At 49.1% G+C, this 20,407-nt stretch carries 15 protein-coding genes; 2 read left to right on the plus strand and 13 right to left on the minus strand.

The genetic code is table 11. The annotated features are described in order from the left end of the window. Window positions 1-4 precede the first annotated feature (4 nt). The 5 genes from CBW46_RS10675 to CBW46_RS10695 form a co-directional block, all read right to left on the minus strand. Window positions 5-1,081: an ATP-grasp domain-containing protein gene (locus CBW46_RS10675; protein ID WP_165842267.1), complete on the minus strand. Its 1,077-nt coding sequence runs from the start codon at window positions 1,079-1,081 to the stop codon at window positions 5-7. Between the two features lie 47 nt (window positions 1,082-1,128). Continuing rightward, window positions 1,129-2,229 carry a DegT/DnrJ/EryC1/StrS family aminotransferase gene (locus CBW46_RS10680; protein ID WP_089199988.1) on the minus strand — a complete coding sequence of 367 codons (1,101 nt, stop codon included), beginning with the start codon at window positions 2,227-2,229 and terminating at the stop codon, window positions 1,129-1,131. Between the two features lie 5 nt (window positions 2,230-2,234). After that, window positions 2,235-2,945, minus strand: coding sequence for an acyltransferase (locus tag CBW46_RS10685; protein ID WP_089199989.1), 711 nt, complete (start codon window positions 2,943-2,945; stop codon window positions 2,235-2,237). 260 nt (window positions 2,946-3,205) lie between these two features. Further along, window positions 3,206-3,940: a polysaccharide deacetylase family protein gene (locus CBW46_RS10690; protein WP_089199990.1), complete on the minus strand. Its 735-nt coding sequence runs from the start codon at window positions 3,938-3,940 to the stop codon at window positions 3,206-3,208. After that, window positions 3,927-4,973, minus strand: coding sequence for a glycosyltransferase family protein (locus tag CBW46_RS10695; RefSeq protein WP_089199991.1), 1,047 nt, complete (start codon window positions 4,971-4,973; stop codon window positions 3,927-3,929). Before CBW46_RS10695 ends, CBW46_RS10690 begins: the two co-directional genes overlap by 14 nt. A 109-nt stretch (window positions 4,974-5,082) precedes the next feature. Between CBW46_RS10695 and CBW46_RS10700 the strand changes: the two genes are divergently transcribed. Further along, window positions 5,083-6,489: a D-glucuronyl C5-epimerase family protein gene (locus CBW46_RS10700; RefSeq protein WP_089199992.1), complete on the plus strand. Its 1,407-nt coding sequence runs from the start codon at window positions 5,083-5,085 to the stop codon at window positions 6,487-6,489. A gap of 30 nt (window positions 6,490-6,519) precedes the next feature. Continuing rightward, the gene (locus CBW46_RS10705; protein WP_089199993.1) at window positions 6,520-7,809 is read left to right on the plus strand and encodes an MBL fold metallo-hydrolase; all 1,290 of its coding nucleotides are present in this window, start codon (window positions 6,520-6,522) and stop codon (window positions 7,807-7,809) included. Between the two features lie 213 nt (window positions 7,810-8,022). Here CBW46_RS10705 and CBW46_RS10710 read toward each other — a convergent pair whose 3' ends face one another. From CBW46_RS10710 to mngB, 8 genes are all read right to left on the minus strand, one after another. Further along, a complete protein-coding gene (locus CBW46_RS10710; RefSeq protein WP_089199994.1) occupies window positions 8,023-8,544 on the minus strand; it encodes a hypothetical protein in 522 nt (173 codons plus the stop codon). 330 nt (window positions 8,545-8,874) lie between these two features. After that, the gene (locus CBW46_RS10715; RefSeq protein ID WP_089199995.1) at window positions 8,875-10,647 is read right to left on the minus strand and encodes an alpha-galactosidase; all 1,773 of its coding nucleotides are present in this window, start codon (window positions 10,645-10,647) and stop codon (window positions 8,875-8,877) included. A gap of 26 nt (window positions 10,648-10,673) precedes the next feature. Then, window positions 10,674-11,570: a carbohydrate ABC transporter permease gene (locus tag CBW46_RS10720; protein WP_089199996.1), complete on the minus strand. Its 897-nt coding sequence runs from the start codon at window positions 11,568-11,570 to the stop codon at window positions 10,674-10,676. 17 nt (window positions 11,571-11,587) lie between these two features. Then, entirely contained in the window at window positions 11,588-12,553 is a 966-nt protein-coding gene (locus CBW46_RS10725) for an ABC transporter permease (protein ID WP_089199997.1), read from the minus strand. Between the two features lie 145 nt (window positions 12,554-12,698). Further along, window positions 12,699-14,360 carry an extracellular solute-binding protein gene (locus tag CBW46_RS10730; RefSeq protein ID WP_089199998.1) on the minus strand — a complete coding sequence of 554 codons (1,662 nt, stop codon included), beginning with the start codon at window positions 14,358-14,360 and terminating at the stop codon, window positions 12,699-12,701. Window positions 14,361-14,470: 110 nt separating this feature from the next. Beyond that, window positions 14,471-15,571 carry a response regulator transcription factor gene (locus CBW46_RS10735; protein ID WP_089199999.1) on the minus strand — a complete coding sequence of 367 codons (1,101 nt, stop codon included), beginning with the start codon at window positions 15,569-15,571 and terminating at the stop codon, window positions 14,471-14,473. Between the two features lie 25 nt (window positions 15,572-15,596). Beyond that, on the minus strand, window positions 15,597-17,384 hold the full coding sequence (locus tag CBW46_RS10740) for a sensor histidine kinase (RefSeq protein ID WP_089200000.1): 1,788 nt from the start codon (window positions 17,382-17,384) through the stop codon (window positions 15,597-15,599). A gap of 388 nt (window positions 17,385-17,772) precedes the next feature. Continuing rightward, complete coding sequence (mngB, locus tag CBW46_RS10745; RefSeq protein WP_089200001.1) at window positions 17,773-20,388, minus strand: mannosylglycerate hydrolase; 2,616 nt, start codon at window positions 20,386-20,388, stop codon at window positions 17,773-17,775. Window positions 20,389-20,407: the final 19 nt, after the last annotated feature.

Genomic DNA, 20,407 nt, shown 5'->3' on the forward strand with positions numbered 1-20,407 from the left:
TGAATCATTGCAATGAATATGGGAATCCGTCCACGTCATAGAAGATTTCTTCCCAATACCTGGTCATTCGAGTTCCCCACTTCACGGCTAACTCCTCCGGCTCACTCTCTATCCCCAGCGCGAGTTTCACTGCCAAATAAGGCAAGTTGACTCCCGCCCCCACACAATGAATGATGGTTCCCTGAATTCTTGGATTGATTTCCAGGATTTTTGGTTTGTTGTTGCAATCCAGCCGTACCTGGACCCCTATGTTTCCATGTAACCCCAGATGGTTCACAATTTGGCTGGCGTAATCAATAATAGGTTGTTCGTGCACGACTACTCCCCTAGTCGTTATGCCACCGACCATAGCTTCCCGTAATCTCGGAATGGCGGTTAACACCTTGCCTTGGTCAGCGAGTAAATCTACACTATACTCCTGACCGGGGAGGTACTCCATGACCACCATCTCAGGTATCCGTGTCGCATGTTTTAAAACATCGAACAAATCAGTTATGCTGATATACGTGGAATTGGGCTTTTCGCTAAACAGAAGCAGAGCTCGATCTTTACTGGGATCTAACACACGAAACCCTCGGCTTCCATTTGACAGTGTCGGTTTGAAGCAGACCGGATTATCGGGGTAGCCTAATTCACGAATTGCTTCATCCAATTCCTCGACGGTTTTGATTATTCTATAGCGGGGGGCATCAAAGCCTGCTTGTGCCAATTCCTCAAGTAACCTCCCTTTGTTATTTGCTATCACTAGTTTTTCATAATCGGACACGGACACAGACGTACCTTTGTTGTCAAACAGCGTTTTGTGCTCTGCAAACTTAAATAGTTCTTTTGTGACTAACGGCAGGATCACGTCAGCACTTTCCCTTTTACATATGTCCAACACAGTCCGTGTAAAAGCCTGATCTGTCGCCTCGGGAATGTGATAGAAACGATCTACCATTGCGCGGCCCACCGCGGTGGGAGAAGCGTCCAATCCGATGATGTGGATGTTTCTATCGGACACTTTTCTTAACGCTTTGATCACCCCCGCCGCTCCTGGTGAGCCGGCTCCGGTAACCACGACTTTTATAAGTTTTTTCATTTGTTTCACCTCTTGCGCACATGAGTTCATCCTTGGGTAGCGAAAATTTATCTCATAAATTGATGTATCAAATGACTAATATATTGCTGCTGAGCGAGCGTAAGCTCCGGAAACATCGGCAGAGCCAGCGCGTACCGTGATAATTCCTCAGCGGCAGGAAAATCGCCCGGGCGATAACCGAGATACGCGCAGGCCTTTTGCAGGTGCAGAGCGCACGGATAATAATGTCCTGTAGCTACACCTCTCTGCTGCAGGTAGGAAGCCAGTTCATCGCGCTTTTCGCATTCGGTCAAGTAAATATGGTAAACATGGCGTACCTCGGGAATGGTATACGGTAGAGTAATTCCAGTATCTTGAAGCAGTTCCTTATACACCGTCGCTTTCTTCTGACGGAGCCGATTCCACTCTTCTAATTTCCTCAGCTTGATACGCAGCATCGCAGCTTGTATTTCATCCAGTCTGCTGTTGTAACCTATAGCCTCGTGATAGTATCGCTCAGTGCTTCCATGCGAAGCGAGTAAACGAACCTGCCGCGCGACATGCTCGTCATCAGTGAAGATAATGCCGCCGTCTCCATACCCGCCTAAGTTCTTAGTGGGGAAAAATGACACACAGCCGACACGTCCTATGCTTCCTACGGGTGTCCCCTTGTAATGGGCGCCGAACGCCTGACACGCATCTTCAATCACATCAATATGATAACGCTGCGCGATGCAGAGAAACGCATCCATGTCAGCGGGTTGGCCGAAGAGATGAACCGGTAGGATCGCTTTGGTTTTTGAGGTGATTTGCGCTTCGGCGTGGTCCGGCGACAAATTGTATGTCTTCCTATCGATATCCGCAAATACCGGTACAGCTCCTACTCTGGCAATGGCTTCCGCTGTCGCAAAGAACGTATACGGGGATGTAATAATCTCATCGCCGGGCTCGACCCCGCAGGCGTGGAGGGCCAACACCAGGGAGTCTGTCCCGTTCGCCGTAGAAACGGCGTATTTCGACAGCGTCAACCGGGCTGCTTCTTTCTCAAAGAGATTTACCTGTCGGCCTGCAACATAAATACCGCTATCCAACACCTCTTCGACGGCGCGCACCAGCTCAGTTCTTATTGTGAGGTACTGTGCGCGTAAATCGATCAAAGGGATAGTCATTGGGCTTAGTCCTCCTTCGCGGTGATGTCTGCACGATTTACGACTCTCGCCGGCACGCCGACCACCGTTGCATACTCCGGCACATCTTTTGTGACAACAGAGCCCGCCCCAATGACGGATTTTGCCCCAATGACAATCCCAGGCAGCAGCGTAGCATTGTTGCCGATGCTGGCCCCTTGCCGGATCCGCGGCCCGAGCAGCTTATACGGTGCTCGGCTCATGTATTTATCATTAGAAGTGGATACCTCCGGCCCTATGAATACATCGTCTTCAACCACCATATCTGCAGTGATATAAGCTCCGGTTTGAATGACACAGCGCTGACCGATTGCCGTCCTACACTCTATTTTCGCGTTTCTTCCGATAATTGTTCCATTTCCGATCGTGACTCTCTCACGGATACTCGCAAGATCGGCTACCAGAACTCCCTCTCCTAATGCTGTACCCGAGTAAAGAACCACGCCGTTGCCGATGCGGCTTTGCTCTCCGATAATCAAAGGTCCTTGGCCGGTGACACCATTTCGGACGAGAGAGTTTTGATAGGGTTGACAGCCTACCACGGAATTGCATCCGATCGTAACATCATCCGCTATGACCGTTCCTGCGAAGATCACAGTATTATGGCCAATCCGGACATTTCGCCCTAACGTAACACCATTTTCAATCACCACATTGTAGCCTAGACTCCAGCTCGGATCGATCCTGCAATCTACCACTGAACGTTGCCTCCTTTCACATACTTCAGATGGCTTGTTTGTATATCTACTAGATGATTCTATGTATATGAAAGTACGTTCGTTCTGGTATTGGACAGCTCCCCCTGCCGTTGTAAAAAATGAATCACGATGCACGGGGGGATGCGAGGTGCGGATAGTTTTCCCAACGTAAAAAAGCTTCTATCACCGGTAACTGTCAGTGATAAAAGCTTTTGACGATACAGCTGTATAAATCCAGCAATAGTTAAGTCGCTTGAAGGTCACGATCCGTAATACTCTCTAAAAACTTTCACGTTACGCATGAGTTCATGTGACACGTGATCATCTAAATCCTTTCTGGCTTGATGCAGCTTTTCAATAGGTGTGTCACAGTTGTCAAAGCACCACCAAATCGGATGAATGAGCGCATGCAATTTGTTATGATCGGCCAAATGTCGGCAAACACAGCCCTCTCTCCACTGATGATTGGAATCGGAAAGATATTTGAAATCACCAAACAAAATCCGGTCGTATGAATTTATCAATCCGTCGATCTTCCAATGCTGATTCAGCATGGCTGCGGTAGGACGATGAAAAGAATACGCGCTAACCGTGTGATCGATGATGGTTGACAATATCCCGATTTCCCTTTGTATCATCATGCTTAGATCTTTGCTTTCAGGATAAGCCGTCGGATCGAAGTGCAGCCCTATGCTGTGCCCCAAATCGATGATGCGTCTAATAAGTTTAATTTGTTCCGGATGAATGACGTTATAATAAGGAGCACTCAACCAGACAAAAAACGTTGCCGTCACACTCTCCTCAGCTTCGATCTCCGCAAGTTTATTAGCATAAACCAAACTATGATCCAAGTCATGCCTGAGAATGAATACTCTGTCTGCGTGTGAAGCCGACATTTTCACATATTGCTCATAATTGGTAAAGGCAAATCCCGCGTGCTTGATCTTTCGCAAAATTTCCCGGTAATGGCGTGTGGTAAAATCACATTGGAGCAAGTGTCGTCACCCGTCTCCCTCTCGCTTGCTTTCTGCGCAAAAAATCCTCCACATAGTTGATAAATTGCCGCGCCCGAACACGGTTCGTATGGTATTTGTGGATAAAAGCGTATCCCGCGTTAGTAATTCGTCGTCGTTCCCTGACGTTCTTCAAATAATATTGCGCCTTTTTCTCCACATTAAATTCATTGCAGGCGACAAAGTTAACGCCATCTTTGAAACCTAATTCCAGCACATCTGCGTTCGGCTCGGCCAATAGTAAGGTTTTGCATCCAGGTGCCTCAAAAAATTTGAACACAGCGCACTGCCATTGTCCGCCGCAGGTGAAGAAAATCTTTGAACGGTTTAATTCACGGGCATACCTGGCATTGATCATTACCCCCTTTGTTCGGCGTACGCTGTGTCCGGGGTGCGGATGGTACACAAATCCGTTGGCATGCTGCATTTTGCGAAATACTACTTCTCTAAATTTATAATTCCCTTTCGGCGGATTTCGCCTAGGGCGATATTTACGCCCCCGATAGTGGAATTGCCCCATCAGCAGGTAATCGATGCTTTTGCGTAATCCCCAATCCTTTATAACATAAGGATTAATTGACCACGGAAGCCATCTGTGTTTGTCCCTATATTGCGGATAAACCTGAAAAAAGGAGTGTTTAACCGGGCAAAAAATTAAATCTATCTTATTCTTGTCAATGTAACTTGTCCTCGATTCCTCCCCGTACTTTCTCACCTGAGCCGCTGTTGGCTTATAGTGCAAATCATTGACAAAACATCCCTTAGGTATATTTACCGTGTCCAGGCCTGTGATTTTGGGCGCCATTGAATAACGCCACGCCGTTTCATAATGGTAAATAAAATCAGGCTGGAACTCTAGCTCGCTCAGAATATCGTGTATATTACCATCCTTATACCAGTACTTCACTTCCGCCAATTTTTCCAGTGCTTTGATTACCCCGAATTTTTGTCTGTGTTTCGGATAAGCTCTCCAGAACGGCTTAATCAATACCAAAATTTTTAACTTTCTTCGCATTAGCGGGCCTCCCGTCGAGTGAGTCTGGTAGCTATTTTATGGAGAATGGCAATCGATGGCATACACAGATGTCTTCGTGCCCACGTAAATAAGGAGAATAGACTTCTGCATGCGGGGTATTTATCTACACCACTTCTACAGTCTGTCATACTATAGCGTGAATGCTTTGGTTGAAAAGGTAATCTCTCACCACCAGCACGAGGGGGTAGAAAATGTGTATCGGATGCCGAAGTTTAGTCCAGACTTTGCGAAGCGCAGCCGGGAAATTTATCAGCTGAAATTTTTAACTGACGGATATCCAGGAAGGCTAATCAATGGCAAAATAGAGCCTCATCCGCTGTACGGCACATTTGTGCTACGCGATTACTTAACCCAATATGAACAAAAACGAGACCCCCGCGTAAAGGAAGCCATTATGCGTGTTTGCGACGCCGCAATCGCGAGAATGAAGCCGTACCGTGGCGCCTTGGTTTTCTGGTATGCTTTCGGCACGCCGTTCAACCATTCGAGTAAAAGTTACTACTCCGGTCTTACTCAATCCCATTACGCCGCACTTTTCGCACAAGTTTATCAAATCACAGGAAAAGAAGAATATAAAGTTGCCGCCAAAAAAATATACAAAAGTCTCCTCATTCCACAGAAGCGTGGCGGTGTATTCTATCGAAGCACGAAAGGCCCGAGCGTTCAGGAACTTCCCATGCATCCCAACGGTTATGTTTTAAACGGCTGGCTGACCATACTTTCAAACATTAAAAATTATGCAAGGATATTCAATGACAGGCAAGCTAACAAGTTCTGGGCAGAGAACGTATCTTGTCTGAAGCGGCTGCTTCCTCTGTACGACCTGCCCAAAGTTGCAAATAGTCGGTACACTTTGAACGGTCCGGCAGCGATCGAGCTCCATGTGCCGGTCAAAGATATAGAAATCAAGGACGTGCGGCTGAAAATACCCGGCGAGGGTGTTTATCACGTTCCTGTCACCGCACCGAAACACAGCTGGTCTCATTATATATCCCCGCAAGCGGTAAAAAAGAAAGCCGGCAAACTCTTATTCAATGGCTATGACGCAAGAATTAATGTTTTGCTCAGCCGTTTCTCCTACCCTAGCAGAAATAAATTGCTCATCACACTAGTGAGTAAACAATCTACTAGCTTATCCGTGAAGGTTGCGCATGGAGATTTTCTGGCGACCAGCAACCGACAGCAAAACCAAAAGTATACCGTGATTGGTAAGCGCCGGTTGAAAAAGGGCAGTAATCATATTGAAATTGGATTACCCTGGAAATTACTTGGTCTGATCGGGTACCCTACAACCTTCAAAAAAATTGGAGACGCTTATTATAACAACTATCACTTTATTCATATCGTGAAGTTAGAGGAATTGTATCGCTTGACAGGAGACCAGATATTCCGGGAATATGCGCGCAAATGGAAGAGTTACGTAAAACGCTGGTCCAACATGGCCGCATATAGAGGTATGCAAACTCAGCCTTATAAATATGCCAGATTTAGGTGACGTGCATCTAAGACACAGGGGGCAAGCATTATGAGGATTGAATGGGTAAACCATGCTTCATTCATTTTGGCAGCGTCGAATATAACAATGATTTCCGATCCTTGGTTAGACGGAACAGTGTTTGACAACGGTTGGGCTCTGCTATCCGATACGAAATTCAAGTACGAGGATTTCAGCCGAATTACCCATATCTGGTTTTCACACGAACACCCCGATCATTTTAACCCGCCGAATTTAAAACAAATTCCCGCGGCATATCGAAGTAAAATAACTGTCATATTTCAAGAAACGAAAGATAAAAAGGTTGTGCAATATTGTGAAAATGTTCTGGGCTTTAACGTTGTAGAGTTGAAGCAGGACCAATGGTATAGGTTATCTTCGGACATGGAAATCATGTGCTGCCCTGTGTATGGAGATTCGTGGCTTGCTGTTAAAACAAATGACGTGTCAATTCTAAACCTCAACGATTGTGTCCTGACTGAGGATGAAGCCATACGAGGTATTAAGAACCAGGTAGGCCATATTGATGTATTATTGACCCAATTTTCGTTTGCCAAGTGGGTGGGAAACAAGAATGACACCGTGTCACGAAAAAAACATGCCAACGAGAAATTAGACACATTAAGGAAGCAAGTCCGCCTATTGCAGCCTGAGTTCGTCATCCCATTTGCAAGTTACATTTGGTTTTGCCACGCGGACAACTACTACATGAATGCTGATGTGAATAGGATCGAAGATGTGTATAACACCGTGTTGAACGACAAACTCGCTGCGCCTGTTGTTATGTATCCGGGTGACATATGGCACCTCGGCAAACAATATAATTCAGCTGAATCCATTGCAAAGTATAATGTTGATTATCAAAGAGTGTTAACATCCCCAACGTTGGTTTTTTCTCAGCGGGTGGATATCAACGATTTGTTGAGCGATGCAAAGAGATTCGCCCACGCTCTGCTCACCGCGAATAAGAAAGATGTAGTGGAGTACCTTCTGGATGAACCTGCAGCTGTATATTTAACAGACTACAAGCAAGCCCTGCTGTTCTCTCTAAAAACCGGATTAACGGAAACCAGCATTCCCGCAGCGCACTGTGATGTCGCCTTATCCTCAGAGGCATTACATTATTGTTTCCAGTTTTTATGGGGCGGGGACACCTTAAACATCAACGGTAGATTTCAAATTCCTGAACACGGAGCCTACGTGAAGTTCCGGAAATTTTTCGTTGTTTCCAATCTCAACAACAGGGCGGTTGATTTTGATTTGCCATTTTTGCAGAATATAATTACCAAGATCAAAAACAATTTCGATGATATCGATTGAGTCGAGTGGACCCGGCGGCGAGCGCGTTGAGCGCACGGCAGCTGCGGCGATCTGCGAATCAAACAGAGCCTCAAGCAAGCGGCGGCCAACTGCGCTTCAGTCACCCGGTGCGAATCTCATTCGCAGCAGATCATTCGCGCCAAGGAAAACCGGTTCGATCAACGGCTCCCCGTTTTCGTCTTGGAAAATCAGTGCGCGTGCCGCCACCAGCGATTAGCCGGAATTGCGCTCTATATGCCAATTTCCATAATCTATGATGACGAGCTCTTTTTTGTTTTTTAAACGAACGTTGCCCGCTCTGATCATTCGGTTGTTCTTACGCAGCACATCGTGGATATTAACGCCAAATTTCAGAAATCTTTTCCATATTTTTGCCAACTTCTTCGCATGCTTCCTCCGGTGGACCGTGCGCTGCATATTCGGCATGATCAACCAACCGTCGCCATAGTCTACAATCTCGCAAAGGTATTGCTGCAGCGAGCGCGGAGCTTGTTCATACAACACCACTTCATTTCTATTACACGTGATGCCTGATTTTTTTCTGGCTACCTTCAGTACGTACCCATTCCCCATGTCGAACACGAGTCTGTGCTTTCCGGTTCCCATCAATTTATAGCGAAGTCGCAAGGCTTCTATCACATCCGTCTCTGCATACGATCTTCTACCACCGCGCTCTAGTTTTGTTATCCAGCTATTGATAGACTGCAGCTCTGTATCACTCAAAAACTTAGCCAAATCTTCCACCTCCCTATTAAAAATATATGTAAAGACAATGTAAATGGCTTGGACAGGTCGCAAGAGCCGATGCAATCTTCCACCTGCCTGAGAAGAATGGGCATGAAAGCACGCAATAACGTTAGCACGGGGAGATCCGAAGCCACATTCAGAATGTGCCCAAGCACAACAAAGGCCACTCATTCGAGTGACCTTGTAACAACGATGCGTCATATAAACAAACCCCGAAGTCATCGTCGAGCAGGGCTGCCTACGTGATTTGTGATTGCCTCCTGCTTCCATTCACACAGCGCTGCAGCACGCTGCAACGCGCTCGCGCCCATGCCAATTTCATTCGCAGCAGATCATTCGCGCCGAATGAGGAGGCATTGCGCTGAGCGTGATGCTCTGCGCATGTGTGCCGAGATCCTCTCCGGACCAAAAATCCGTGCATCGACCGCCGGCAGCCAAAGGCACCTCAATGGTGGCCGCGTCGTCGTCCCAGTTGAACACGCAGACGATCTGCTTACCGTGTGCCCGGATTCTGCCGATGCGGAAGCTGTCGTCGTCGAATTGTGCGGCAGCATTGGCGGTCTCCAGCACACGTTTGATGATATGTATATTATGCTCCGACATCGTCGAGACATCGTCACCTGACAATATCATGCCGCCGGAGGCGTAGATGTACGCCGCGTGGAACATGAACTCATCCTGCGTGATAGATGACAGTCCCCTTCTCACCGTGCCGTCTGGATCGATCAGCTTGATGTTGCGGTTTTCGAGCACGATACAATCCGGATCGTTCACCCACAGCCGGTTGTGCTGCCAGTTGCGCGAAAACCCCTCGCGGGCGAGCTCTTTGAACTTTGCCCATTTGCGCGAAATGTCCCCGGTCACCCGCATACCGTGCACAGTGCCTAACGACGGCCACATTGGTGCGTTGCATCCCAACAGAAAACTGTCCGCCCCGGCACCTTCCAGCACGGCCTTCATTCCCATGCGATAGGCGTCGACTTTGGTCGCGTGCTTGAGATAACGGACACCGCCCGGTAATGCTCCCCACATGTTGGCATCGAGCTTGAAATACTTGCAGCCCCACTTCTCTCGCATCGTCCTGAACACGTCGACCAGATACGCCCGCGCGTCGGGATGGGTACCGTCAAGCATGTACCACGGGCCGCGTCTCCAGCCGCCGAATGAAAACCGGCTCGATGGCAGCGGCTCCCCGGTTTCGTCATGGATGAACCAGTCCGGGTGCTCCCGGAAAAGCGCGGATTCCCGCTCCGCAATAAATGGCGCGACCCATATCGCCGGCTCAAAGCCTTTGTCCTTGATCGCCCTGCACAGCTTCTCCATATCGCTGAAGGAGCTTCCCGGTATAAGCCAATCTCCCATGCAAGCCTGGTATCCGTCGTCAATCTGTATATATCGCAGATCAGGCGCCTGTTCGGCAATGGCATCGAGGTTATCAAAAATATTTTGTTCCGTCACGCCGGGCCCGAAACAATACCAGGAGCACCAGCCTGTCGGAATCTCCTCCACACGCAAACGCGGATGATGCAGCTCTATGCGGGCGGCATATTGCGCCAAGAGCTCCTCGCGGTTCGCCCCGGCAAAGGCCACGAATTCTTCCAACTCCCACTTTTGTCCCGCTGCCAATGTGAGATTTTCGCCATCCACCACGATTTCAAAGCGCCCCTCAGCCAAACGAAGCTCGCCGGAGAAGCGTTTGCATGACGTGAATCCCAACAAGTAGTGCTCATGCGGAGCGGGAGACAGCAGCGCATAATTATACACAGTGAAAAACCCTGCCGTGGCGGGCAATTTGTAGTGCTTCCGGTCATCATACGCGCCGATGAGCTCCGGGCCTGCAAAGGTTCCCCTGTACTGAGACAGCATATTGTAGCCTTCACCGTAAAATTTGCTATCACGCGCAAATGGCCATTCCCCTTGGAACAGCACGATTTCCTTAATTGCTGCGGGGGCCGTTCCGTTATTTACAACACTGCAGGAACACGTGGAGCCGTCCCAGCTTGTGGTGACCTGCACATCGTCCCTCATACTGTCATTTTGCACCAGTCTCACTTGCGCGCGTGCGTGATTGATGAATTCGGTGCTTGGCATTGTTTCTCTCCCCCCTGCAAAATGGTTTAGCCTTTAATTGAACCAATCATGACACCCTTGACGAAATGCTTCTGAACGAACGGATAAATCAGAATCAGCGGCGCACTGGAAAATACGATCAGCGAGTACTTTAAAAGCTCGTTTAAGTAGATCCTTTGATTCTGATCGTCGATGTTCATAGTCAAGCTGTCCGAACTGTTCAGCAGCAAAATTTCCCTCAGAAATATTTGCAAAGGAAACAAACTCTTGTCCGACAAATACAGCAATGCATCAAAAAAGCTGTTCCAATGTTCCACCGCATAAAACAATGTAATAACCGCGATAATTGCACCAGACAGCGGCAGCACCACACTCACGAGAAACCTGAAGTTGCTGCATCCGTCGAGCTTGGCAGACTCCAGCAGTTCGTCCGGTATGTTGGATCGAAAGAATGACATCGCTACCATTACGTTAAATACGCTCATCGCGTTCGGCAGCAGCATAGCCCATGGCGTATTAAGTATCCCGAGCTCCTTCACGAGCAGATAAGTCGGGATCATCCCCCCCGAAAAAATCATCGTAAATGTAAACAACAGAAGGATCAGCTTTTTCCCGTAGAAGTCTTTTCTCGATAAGGGATATGCGGCGGCAATTGTCAACACCACGTTGATGATAGTTCCTGCGACGGTGTAAAATATCGTGTTCGCGTACCCAGTCCACACATCCTTATACTCAAACACAGCCTTATATCCTTCCAACCCCGGCTCCACCGGGAACAGCCATACCCTGCCGGACATCAACGCCGTCGGCGAACTAAATGAAGCGCTGACCACATACACAAGCGGATACAACACTGCAACCAGAATCACAGACGACGCAACACAGATGAGGACTGTGAACAGCTTATCACCGCCCGTCTCTTTGATCAATTGATTTTGGTACATTCTGTCACCCCCTTGGCTTACCACAAGCTGGTTTCGTTGAGTTTCCTGGCAATTCGGTTCACGATCACAATCAATATCAAGCCAATCACCGACTTAAACAAGCCGATAGCCGCTGCATACGAAAAGTTGGGTACCCCGGAAAGCAGCCCTACTTTATAAACATAGGTGTCGATGACTTCCGCGGCAGTTAGGTTTAGCGGGTTCTGCAGCAGCAGTACCTTCTGGAATCCAACATTCATGATTCGGCCGACATCCATAATGAGCAGGATGACCATGGTAGGCAAAATGCCCGGTAAATCAATGTGCCAAATTCGGCGCACTTTGCTCGCCCCGTCCATGGTCGCCGCCTCATGCAGCTGTGGATCAATACTCGACAAGGCAGCCAGGTAAATAATGGACCCCCATCCGATTTGCTGCCAAACGCCTGAGAATACATAGATCGATTTAAAATAAGCAGGATCGCCCAAGAAATTGATCGGCTGCCCTCCAAGCGCCACTATGACCGAATTGACGAGACCTTCGCGGGATAATAGCTGCACAACGATGCCGACGATAACCACGACGGAAATAAAGTGGGGGGCGTAGGTCACCATTTGCATAATCTTTTTGAATCTGACACCGGGCAAGTAATTGAGACACAAGGCCAGCAGTATCGGCGCCGGAAAACCAACCGCCATGTTGTAGAGGCTTAAGACCAGCGTGTTGTTTAACACGAGCCAAAAATCATACGAATTAAAAAAGCGTTCAAAATACAATAGTCCGACCCATTTACTGCCCAGCATCCCTTGAACGACATTGTAATTTTTGAAGGCAATCTGTAACCCAAGCATCGGAATGTAATGGAATATGATGACGTACAAAAAAGGAACAGCAACCAGCAGGTAGAGCTGCCAGTTTTCGCGAATGTGTTTCCTTCTTCCTGTTTGTACTTTTCTCGGCGCCACGGCAACGGAGCCCGCCGCGACATCGGCATCTTTCAACATCTTTGGTCTCCCCTTTCGCTGCAATACCCGGGTCAGCCGCATCAAGCTCTCACCTTGCGACCGCCCCGGGTACACTATCGGATGCGAGGGTGCTAAAGCGACCTCGTACGCCCTCCTTGCAGTTTTGTCTTACGACCGGCTATTATCATTTTTCGAGTTTGGCATAATTGTCGCGAATGATTTGCAGATACTGCTGTAGGCCTGCGTTTTCCAACTCCTTGGTATACTTGGGCCAATCGTTTTCGATATCCAGCGTGCCTGTGACAAATTTAAGCATGAAGTCCTGCACAACCGTGGTGATATTTTTTTGCAAGTCTCCAAATCTGGCCAGATCCTCATCGGAAAAGTACAGGTGAGGGACATATTTCTCGTGCGCCGAATAGGGCTTGTAGAGGTTTTTCGTGGCTTCAAGCAGCCTAATTTCCGTTTGTGCATCAGGCGTTGCTGCTTGGGACAGGCGAAAATCCTCATGCTGGAAGCGTGGGGCGGTCTGCGCCCAGCGGTTGTTATTCTTCGTGCCGAACGGGATGATTGTTTGGTATTTGGCGGGTCGGCCGTCAAGCCCTTTCACGCCGGGATCAGGCTTCTTCCATGCGATGCCTTCCTGACCGAGGTAATCGCTCCAGCCTTCCTGCAGCTTATTCTCCTCGTCAAAGAACCAATCGATCCAACGCATTGCGAGCGGCGGGTTTTTGGCGTTTTTGGTGATGACGAAATGTCCGTTATCGACGGCATAACCCCGGTCAAACCCGATACGCTGACCGTCCGGCCCGGCCAAAATCGGCACCGGTACATATTCTTTGTAGCGTCCGCTCGGACCGTTATCGATAGTCAGATTCCCCCAATACAGTGCCGTCGCGGCGCCAAGCCGGGAACCGGCAGGATCCTCCGCCAACGCCGTTAACGCCTTACGGTCCTGGATGAACGCATCCGACTGCAGGAGGCCGTCCTGCACCAGCCGTCTGATGTATTTCAGCCCTTCCTTGTACGCAGGTTTATCCGCTGCGAATTCAACAGTCCCATTATCCAGCATCAAATAATTCGCCCGGTCAAAAAAGATAAACGATTGCATAACAAAGCTCTCGGGCTCATTATGCCCGTTGTTCGTTCCGTCCGCACCGGACAGCGGTATTTCATCGGCTTTGCCGTTGCCGTTCGGGTCCTGTGTCTTAAAGGCCATCAGCACATTGTACAATTCTTCCGTCGTTGTAGGCACCTGCAGGCCGAGCTTATCGAGCCAAGGCTTGTAAATCCACATTTTCTTAGGCATGGTGGAGTGATACGTCTCGCCGACGTTCGGGATAGAGTAAATATTGCCGTCCGGTGTATTCAGATAATGCTTCAAATAGGGTGCTTTTTCGAACATCTTTTTCACATTAGGGGCGTACTGCTCGATGAGGTCATTCAACGGTAAAAACAAGCCCTGGCTTCCGTAGCCTACCATCTGGCTGTCCGTAATCGGCGAGGACATAAATACATCGGGCAGGTCTCCGCCAGCCAGCTTAACTTGAATTTTCTCTTTGATCGCGGCATTGGGTACGATTTCCCAGTCTACATGAACATTCGTTTTGTTCTCGTACCATTTGGTAAATTCATTAGTCTCATAGTCTTCCACGTTGACGTCCTGCTTTGTGAACACTTTGAGCGTTTGCTTCTCTTTGACCAGAGGATAAGTCCCAACCGGCTCTACCGTCCCCTGACCCTGCGCTCCCTCACTGGTTTCGCTGCCCGCCGAGCCGCTGCAGCCCTGCAAAATCAATGCTAAGCTGAGTGCGATGCACGATGCTGGCATGACTACTTTTTTCAATGAACCGTCTCCCCTTTTATTTAAAAATGTTAGCGCTGTCTTTATTATCACGGAGCGGTTTTTCCCAAACAATGAGGGATATTTTAAAAACCATAGTGATCGTATTGTATTTACTCCGGTCTTAGATCCATCGCTCTTCTGTATTCCTTGGGGGTAATGCCGAAATATCCCTTGAACAGCTTGGAAAAATGCTCACTATTCTCATAGCCGATTTTGTTCGCGATTTCATATACTTTTAACTGCTGGTCCAGCAAAAGTAATTTGGCATGCTTCATACGGACATCCACCAGGTAGTTCCAAATGGTTTGGCCGGTGCTTTGCTTGAACAGCACGGCTAAATACGACTTACTGATTGGGATTAAGTCGGCCAGCTCTTCCAAATTGATCTTCTCGGCATAGTGCCGGTCTATGTAACCTTTGATCTGCTGGACGATCCTGCTGTTTTCCTTGGAGTCGTCATTCTGCAGCCGCTCCATCAGATGCAATATGCCTTTTTCTAGACGCATAACCGCGCAAAGACGAAAGTAAAATCTCGCGTGGGCAAGCGGAAGCTGTCGCGATTCGAAGCCCAGCTCCTCGTCTCGAATTGGCGGCCACTGGAGCTCTCCGAGCTTCACCCCTTCGGCCACCATCTGAATCCAAGCTTTGCACAGCGAATCGAACAAATAATACTGGCCGCCAACCCACTCATCCATCATGCTCAAGGTGTCAGCCACCAGCAGCGGGTACTTGTCGAATTGATGGGTCAATAGCAAGTCCTGCCACCGGCCGGCCAGCCCTCGGGCTGCATGCATTTTCTGGACAAGAATTTTAAAAGCCGTGTCCGCCCTGCTCTTGGCGATACGATCGGACGCCTGATGCAGAGACTGCTTGATCACTTCGCGTTCCACGGGCTTCAGAATATAGTCCGTCACGCCCAGTTGAATCGCTTGCGACGCATATTGAAAGTCATCATAGCTGGACACAATGAAGCACTGCATCCACGGATAGTGCACTCTAATGCTGCGAATAAGCCCAATCCCGTCCATCACGGGCATACGTATATCCGTGATGCAAATATCGGCATAATGGGCTTGCAGCCATTTCAGGGCATCCGAGCCGTTGGACGCCGCCCCGCTGACGGTAAGAGAGGTATTGCCGCATTGATCGATTTTTGCGGTAATGCCTTCCCTGATGTGAGGCTCATCATCCACAATCAGAATCCTGTACATTCGTGTTCCTCCTCGTTTAGAGTGCTTATTTTTGATACGGGAATGTCACTTGGACGAGTGCTCCGCCCACTGAATTGTTGGCAATGATGATCCCTGACTCAGGTGTGTTATAGCGGGTGGTCAGGCGGTAATGAATGTTCAGCAGCCCAATGCGTTGAAATTTGGAGTACTGCATCTCCCTGCTTTGCAGCTGCCGGGACAGCTCGGCCAACCGCTGCCGGTCGAAGCCTTTGCCATTATCGCTGACCACTACTTGAACATGCTTTTCCTGCAACATCGCAATCCTGATTGACAAACGCAGCGCCTCCCCCGTGGCCTCAAAGCTGTGCTTGACGGCGTTTTCCGCTATTGGCTGCAGGATCACCTTCAAACATCTCGCCGTCCTGCATGCGTCATCCACCTCGAGCTCATAGCTGAACTCGGCACCGTAACGGACTTGAATGATCTGAAGGTAACGGCGCAAGTGTTCGATTTCATGCTGGACGGTGACTTCCGTTTGTCTAAAATTGGCGGTATAGCGGAACATATGGGCGAGCGACACGGTAATTTGCTCAATCTCCTCATGCTGAATTTTGGCCGCCATCGAGTTAATAATTTCCAGTGTGTTATACAAAAAATGTGCGTCAATCTGCGACTGCAGCGAAAAGAGCACCGACTGATGCTCCATCGCCTTCGATTCCGCCAAACGCCGAACGTACTGCTGCAGGTCCTCCAACATGACGTTGTAGGATTGCGCCAGATGAGAAATCTCATCCTGGCCCTCCACCGGCACCGACACGCTCATCTGGCCCTGCCCGGTCTGCTTCATTGTGTTCCTTATTTTGGTAATCCTGCTCGTCACCGACGAGGCAACCATCACGATTAAAACCGCCGATACCAAAAGGCACGCAGCAGCTATAGCTAATACGACATTGCGTATAGTATCAATGCTGTTCCCAGCTATTTCGTGGTATGGCACTATGATCGCCGATTTCCAAGTCGTATTGGCAATAGCTTCATAGATGACAATTTCTTTGGATTCGGGCAGCAAGAAAGCGCCGCGCGGCGAGCCTGCCATCCGGTCCGCGATATGCGGTTCCAGACTTGACTGGAATTTTTCCATCTGCGTATGAGCCACGATCATCCCGTGCTCATCAACGATAAGTCCGATCTTGTTCTCCCCGATGTTAATTTCGTTCAAAATGCGCTGCAGAAGCGTCAGCTTGATATCGATTTTCACGTACGTCGCCCCGTTATAACCATACCGCTTGACCAGTGAGATGAGCGGCACCGGCATCGGTTGAAGGGCGATGTCGACATACGTCGAACTTAGCTCCGCCACATAGCTGATATCCCCTACCCGGGGAATCGTGGGCAGCCAGTATTCTTCGGCCATGGAATAACCGCTGCGAATGCCATGGTAGGGCGAGTAAGCGGTTTCATTTCCGCCTACATGGTAAAGCATGACCGACACGATCTCAGGATGCGAGTTCGCGAAGGGTAAGATGTATTCTCGCCGAATGCTCCAATATGGCACAATCGATTCCGTCTTCTTGTTCGCCGTGCTGAGATTCGTCCAAGCGGTCAGCTGCGGGCTCATCCCCAACGTCTGCATGAAGTGGTGGTAATCCTGCAGATAACGGTCGAGGTTCAAGTTGGCCTGCTTGAGCACCAGCCGGCTGAGCTCGATATGATCTCGTTCGATTGCAATTGTCACCTGTTGGTTGACGAAATAGCCGATCACCAGCAGGTTGCAGAACACGATGGCCGCAAAAATGGAAACTAATTTCCATTTGAGCGACGACTTCCATTTTGCCCACAGGCGTGTAAACATGTGGCAGCATCACCTCTGTGTACAGGTTATAAATCGCGGTGATAGCTTATTCGTGACATCTGTCGCAATAACCTTTTTTCGCAATCGGTCTTCGACTAGTCCCGTGGCGAATGCAGTGCGATCGCAGCAATTTGCTCCAACCGCTCTTGAGTGGGCGTGTCCGCTGTGAGTTCGGTGCGTTTCCGCAATCGCACCCTGAAGCCGTTGGCTGGCAAAAAACCCTCCTGTTGCAAATCAGGAGGGTGGCGAGAAAGTTATGGAGGTCTGCGTTGGCGGATTGAGCTAGATTCCGTGAGGCTGTACATCATGTGGCACTATTATGATGTAAATTCAAGCTTAATCCAAGGAACAATTAAGGTAGTTGGGATAGTCGAATGTGGGTCTTCGCCTAAAATAACACCGAGCGCACCTGGTTCGGGGCAACCGAAAGCTCAACCTGATTATCTTTGACTTCAAGCTTACCGGTCGGCTGTTCGTTCAGATTTACCGTCTGCGCTGCCATAACAGCAGGAGTGAAATGGAACAAGGCTGTAGTCACCTCGTCTGTCGGATTATAGAATCGCAGCACAAACCGGTTGCTGTTTTCGGCTTTTTTCAGCGTACTAAGTACCACTCCCGGCTGAACCTCCCGCAGAAAACTGTAGCTCGCAGGTGTGTGGATGCCCGAGGGATTCAGCTTCATCGCATCGTGGGGTATTTTGTTATAGAATTGGATTGGCGTCAAATATTCCTTTGCCATGCGGCCTGCATTGGCCACCATAACGGCTCCCGGATGAATAGATAAAGCGAATTGCAAAGAGAGTTTTCCGAGCATCTGGGAATCGGGCGTCGCCAGCTTGATCCCCGAAGGGCGTCCCGGCCGGCGCAGCAGATTTTCTTTTCCTAAAAATCCCACACTTCGGAAAAGGGTAACGGCAATGGTGTCGAAATGGTCCCCAATAATTTCAAACTCCCGGGAACTGCCTGTCATCAGGGTCACGCCGAAATCATCGTTGGACAAGCCTGCAAAGCTCAGCATCGGATAGATGGCATCCGGCCGCTCATCCCAGTTCTCTTGCTCCCATACATGCATGGCCATATCTACTACCCCACGCTTAATGCAGCCGAACTGATTATCCGACACAGAGAACGAGGAAGCGATACCGGTTGGAATAAGCATTCTCACCCGGTGGTCTTTCGCATGGTTATCCAGTTCCAGTTCCACTTCGATCACCGGCTTATGATTCGGGATGGTCAATTTTATATATACCCCGATCGAACTATCTATCACGCGAGCCTTACGTTTTTCCAGATCACCGGGAACCGGCAGCTCATAGCGGATGTTGACCGTTGCAGCGAAGCGGTTTTGCCATATTTCCGTCCGGGCTGGCACGCTGTCACTGTATATGAGCATTTCATCCGCTAAAGGAGAATAGTCGTACTCATCGCCGTCGTCTCCACCGTTCTCTAACAGCAGTACGCGGTCGAAGGAACGGTTCAACCGCTTGTCAAATATGCTCAGCGTCCCGTTTGAATTTACGCCGATCCGGTAATAATCGGTTTCGATTTGATCTGTTGTCTCAACCGTGTTTGTCAGCATATCCGTCGCGCTGTCCTTCACAAAGTACGTTTTATAGCCCATCGCTGGCAAACGGTCCCTCAGCTGCACCGTGTATTTCACAAACGGATCGTAATTGCCGTAATGCACGATTTGCCGATCGATTAGACCCGGATCCTTGACTTCGCTGTCCAGGACTTCAAACTCGACGGCGTTGCCCTGCTCATCCAGCAAGTCGAACGTCTTGAGCTTGGTAATGACGGTGGTCGTCAGCACATCCTCCCGCTCGTACGGCAGCAAATTGAAGGCGGTTACACGGTCAGTGTTCCATGCAGTGTCTATGGAGTCAACAATCTTGCGTTTATAGAAATTGATCAACTGGTCGGTTTTCTCTTCAGCGAGAAAGAAACGATTGCAAATTTCCCGATGCACCTTATCCGAACAGCAGCACCCGATACTGTCATGTGCGTGGTTCTTCATGATCTCTTTCCAAATCAGCTCGATCAATCCGTGATGATACTCAAAACCCAAACTGTACGCCAAGGAAGCGAGCGGCTCCAAAATATTGGTGAGTTTGTTCTCGATCCGTGCGTTGGCGGCTTTGATATCCATACGTGTAGAATAAATGCTGCGGTGAACGCGCATGTATTTACCATCGAGAAATTCACCCTTCAGTGTCGGCAGCAGATCAGCCTTTTTCTCCAGTTGATCAAAGATATGCTCATACTTGCTAAGGAAAAACTGACGGTCCGGATATAGCTTCCGCAGCTTCTCCATGATGGTGAAAATGTTTTTCTGAATCGGCATTTGGTCATGCCCGTTCGGCAGCAGGATATGCTCGGTGGTGGCGCCGCGGTCGAGGACTGCGAAATATTTGTCTATGCGTGCCTTTAACGCCTCCTCGGCCTCCGGCAAATACTTACCGATGGCATATCCAAGCGGAAGAAGCTGCACGAGCACTCTTGAGCCGTCGTCGGCCTGCCAATAAAATTCCGTTTTATCGGTGCCATGGCGCTCTGAGGTGCCCCGCCAAAAGATTGTATGCTTAATGTCAAATCCATTGAAAATCTGCGGCATTTGCGAAGACTGGCCGAACGAATCGGGAAGGTAACCGATCATCATCGGCTCACCGAACTCTCTGCTATCCTTCAGACCATACAGCAGGTTGCGCACGATTGATTCACCACCGACCACCATTTCGTCCGTTTGCGTGTACCAAGGCCCTATGATCAATTTGCCCGCCTGTACCAGCTTCTTGACCCTTTCTTTGTTTTCTGGCTTCGCCGCAAAGTAATCCTCCAAAACGGAGGTTTGACCATCAAGAATGTAGTACGGATAGTCGGAATTAGTTTCAAGCATGTGCATGATCTCTTCCATGTTGTTCACCAGCAGGATCCGTGATTCCTCTGTGGAAAAATACCATTCGCGATCCCAATGCATGTGCGGGACGATATGGACCTTTTTCATGATGTTTCTTCACTCCTAC

The organism is Paenibacillus xerothermodurans (assembly GCF_002220865.2).
Classification (GTDB): domain Bacteria; phylum Bacillota; class Bacilli; order Paenibacillales; family NBRC-103111; genus Paenibacillus_S; species Paenibacillus_S xerothermodurans.

Excerpts from the sequence above, each read along its gene's own strand:
- CBW46_RS10675 (WP_165842267.1), bottom strand. The coding sequence starts at position 1,081 with ATGAAAAAACTTATAAAAGTCGTGGTTACCGGAGCCGGCTCACCAGGA.
- CBW46_RS10720 (WP_089199996.1), bottom strand. The coding sequence starts at position 11,570 with ATGTACCAAAATCAATTGATCAAAGAGACGGGCGGTGATAAGCTGTTC.
- CBW46_RS10735 (WP_089199999.1), bottom strand. The coding sequence starts at position 15,571 with ATGTACAGGATTCTGATTGTGGATGATGAGCCTCACATCAGGGAAGGC.
- CBW46_RS10705 (WP_089199993.1), top strand. The coding sequence starts at position 6,520 with ATGAGGATTGAATGGGTAAACCATGCTTCATTCATTTTGGCAGCGTCG.
- CBW46_RS10695 (WP_089199991.1), bottom strand. The coding sequence starts at position 4,973 with ATGCGAAGAAAGTTAAAAATTTTGGTATTGATTAAGCCGTTCTGGAGA.
- CBW46_RS10740 (WP_089200000.1), bottom strand. The coding sequence starts at position 17,384 with ATGTTTACACGCCTGTGGGCAAAATGGAAGTCGTCGCTCAAATGGAAA.
- CBW46_RS10715 (WP_089199995.1), bottom strand. The coding sequence starts at position 10,647 with ATGCCAAGCACCGAATTCATCAATCACGCACGCGCGCAAGTGAGACTG.
- CBW46_RS10700 (WP_089199992.1), top strand. The coding sequence starts at position 5,083 with ATGCGGGGTATTTATCTACACCACTTCTACAGTCTGTCATACTATAGC.
- CBW46_RS10725 (WP_089199997.1), bottom strand. The coding sequence starts at position 12,553 with ATGTTGAAAGATGCCGATGTCGCGGCGGGCTCCGTTGCCGTGGCGCCG.
- mngB (WP_089200001.1), bottom strand. The coding sequence starts at position 20,388 with ATGAAAAAGGTCCATATCGTCCCGCACATGCATTGGGATCGCGAATGG.
- CBW46_RS10680 (WP_089199988.1), bottom strand. The coding sequence starts at position 2,229 with ATGACTATCCCTTTGATCGATTTACGCGCACAGTACCTCACAATAAGA.